We start from the raw sequence: 2,865 nt of genomic DNA, 5'->3' as shown, positions 1-2,865 counted from the left end.
TGGGTATACAGATCGGTCATGGTTGGTTTCTTGCCACCTGATTTGGGTTTATTGTCACCGCATGCCTGCCGCCGCGTACATGCCCAGCAACAAAGGCTTTCCGCAAGCCCTGGTCGCGCAGGCGCTGGAGGACGCGCTGGGCGCCGGCGTCGAGGTCCCAGTATTGGCGATCAGCGGCCTGCAGGGCAGCGGCAAATCGACGCTGGCCGCGCAGGTCGTGGCCCTGGCGGAAGCCCGCGGTCTGCGGGCGGCCATGTTCTCCATCGACGATGTCTACCTGACCCGCGCCCAGCGCCAGCGCCYGGCCCGCGAGGTGCACCCGCTGCTGCTCACTCGCGGGCCGCCGGGCACCCACGATCTGCCGCTGGCGCATGCCACCTTCGACGCCATCGCCGCGCGCCAGCCGGTAGTGCTGCCGCGCTTCGACAAACTGGCCGACGAACGCGTCGCATGGTCACTGTGGCCGCGCGTGGACGGCCCACTGGACCTGCTGGTCTTCGAAGGCTGGTTCCTCGGCACGCCGGCCCAGACCGAGGCCGAACTGATGCCGCCGCTGAACGCCCTGGAACGCGACGCGGACCCGGACGGACGCTGGCGCCACTGGTGCAACCAGGCCCTGGCCGCGGACTACCCCGCGCTGTGGCAGCGCTGCGACCGCCTGTGGTTCCTGCAGCCGCCGGACTTTGCGGTGATCCCGCGCTGGCGCTGGCAGCAGGAACAGAGCATGCAGGCCGCCCAACCCGAGCGCAGCAGCATGAGCCGCGCGCAGCTGGAACGCTTCGTGCAGTACTACGAACGGGTCAGCCGGCAGGCACTGCGCACCCTGCCCGCTCTGGCCGACCGGGTCATCGCGCTGGACGAGCAGCGTCGCATCGTGTCCCCGGCCTGATCGCCGGGCGGGAACCCCGGCGCCCGATCAGCCCACCAGGAAGGTCACCCGCAGATTGACCCGCCACTCGGTGATGTTGCCCTCGCCATCGGTCACGACCTTGGTTTCATTGATCCAGGCGCCCTGGATACCCTTGACCGTCTCGGAGACCTTCTTCAGGCCACTGCGCACGGCGTCCTCGACGCTGGTCTTGGAGGAGGCATTGATCTCGATGATTTTGGCCACTGACATGGGCACGCTCCGGCAACGCGCGGGACATTCCGCGCTCCCCACGATGGGGGCCTGCGCGTAAAGGCCGTGGCACGGAGATGTTAGGATCGCGGGTAATGAATCCCGCCCCGAACCTGATCCTGATCGGCCCGATGGGCGCCGGCAAAACCTGCATCGGGCGTCGCCTGGCCGAGCGCTTCACGCTGGACTTCGTCGACGCCGACCAGGCCATCGTCGATGCCGCCGGCGCCAGCATCGCGACCATCTTCGAGCACTCCGGCGAAGCCGGCTTCCGCCAGCACGAACGCCAGGTGCTGCAGACGCTGCTGGCCGGGCGCAACCAGCTGGTCTCCACCGGCGGTGGCGCGGTGCTGGATGCCGGCAATCGCCAGACCATCGCCGCGCACGGCTTCGTGGTGTACCTGCGGGTCAGCGTGCCGGCCCAGCTGGAACGGCTGGCGCGCGACCGCACCCGTCCCCTGCTGCAGCGTCCGGACCGCGAACAGGTCCTGCACGAGATGGCCGCGCTGCGCGACCCGCTCTACCGCGAGCTGGCCGACCTCACCCTGGACACCGACCTTTACACCCCCGCCGAGGCCACCGCGCAGCTGGTACTGCGCCTGGCCGCGCAATGGCAGCGACAGGAAACACCCGCATGACCCCCGCCCCCCGCACCGTCGCCGTTGGCGGCGACACCCCCTACACCATCCACATCGGCCCCAACCTGCTGGGCCAGGGCGCGCTGCTCGCCCAGCACGTGCGCGGCCGCCATGTGCTGCTGCTCAGCGATTCGTCGGTGGCGCCGCTCTACCTGGCCGGGGTGAATTCGGCCCTGCTCGACGCACGCCCGGACCTGCTGATCGGCGAAATGGTGCTGCCGGCCGGCGAAGCCTCCAAGACCCTGGCCAACTTCGGCGCGGCGATCACCGCCCTGGCGTCACTCGGCGCCACCCGCGATGCCTGCGTCATGGCGCTCGGTGGCGGCGTGGCGGGCGACCTGGCCGGCTTTGCCGCCGCCTGCTGGATGCGCGGAGTGGACTGCGTGCAGTTGCCGACCTCGTTGCTGGCGATGGTCGATTCCTCGGTCGGCGGCAAGACCGCCGTGGACATTCCCGAAGGCAAAAACCTGGTCGGCGCGTTCCACCCGCCGCGCGCGGTGATCGCCGACACTGCGGCCCTGCGCACCCTGCCGCCGCGCGAACTGCGCGCCGGGCTGGCCGAAGTGATCAAGTACGGCGCCATCGGCGATCCGCTGTTCTTCCGCTGGCTGCAGGCCGAACACGCCGCGCTGCTGGCCGGCGATGACGCCGCGTTGGCCCAGGCGATCGCGCGCAGTTGCGAACACAAGGCCGAGATCGTCGCCCGCGATCCACTGGAAAAGGGCGAACGCGCCCTGCTCAACCTCGGCCACACCTTCGGCCATGCCATCGAAACCGAACAGGGCTACGGCGCGCCCGGCAACGACAACCTCAACCATGGCGAAGCAGTCGCGGTAGGCATGGTGCTCGCTGCTCGCCTGTCCGCCCGGCTGGGCATGAGCAGCGAGGCCGACACCGACCAGCTGCGCGACCTGCTGCTGCGCTACGAACTGCCGGTGGAAATTCCCGCCGGTCTGGCGCCCGACGCGCTGCTGGCACGCATGCGCCTGGACAAGAAGAACCTCGCCGGTCGGCTGCGCCTGGTGCTGTGGCGCGGCATCGGCCACGCCGAAGTGGTGGCCGACGTCGACGAAGCCGACGTCCTGTCCGTGCTGGCCACCGGCTGAG

The 2,865-nt window shown here is 69.8% G+C and carries 4 protein-coding genes; 3 read left to right on the top strand and 1 reads right to left on the bottom strand.

Annotated features, from left to right (window positions below; all coding sequences use genetic code 11):
* Positions 1–61: 61 nt before the first annotated feature.
* Complete coding sequence (locus tag AC1DQP_RS19040; protein ID WP_478052261.1) at positions 62–889, top strand: kinase; 828 nt, start codon at positions 62–64, stop codon at positions 887–889.
* 27 nt (positions 890–916) lie between these two features.
* Here the strand turns inward: AC1DQP_RS19040 and AC1DQP_RS19035 are convergent, their stop codons facing one another.
* Positions 917–1,120, bottom strand: coding sequence for a dodecin family protein (locus AC1DQP_RS19035; protein WP_121038908.1), 204 nt, complete (start codon positions 1,118–1,120; stop codon positions 917–919).
* Positions 1,121–1,215: 95 nt separating this feature from the next.
* Here AC1DQP_RS19035 and AC1DQP_RS19030 point away from each other — a divergent pair, with 95 nt between their 5' ends.
* Positions 1,216–1,758 (top strand): shikimate kinase, encoded by a 543-nt coding sequence (locus tag AC1DQP_RS19030; RefSeq protein WP_478052260.1) that lies wholly within the window; start codon positions 1,216–1,218, stop codon positions 1,756–1,758.
* Complete coding sequence (gene aroB, locus AC1DQP_RS19025; protein ID WP_478052259.1) at positions 1,755–2,864, top strand: 3-dehydroquinate synthase; 1,110 nt, start codon at positions 1,755–1,757, stop codon at positions 2,862–2,864. The genes AC1DQP_RS19030 and aroB overlap by 4 nt, the downstream gene beginning before the upstream one ends.
* The last annotated feature ends 1 nt before the right edge of the window (position 2,865 follow it).

Source organism: Stenotrophomonas sp. P5_A8, assembly GCF_056400545.1.
The sequence above is the reverse complement of the archived record's forward strand: the minus strand, read 5'-3'. Positions and strand labels throughout refer to the sequence as shown.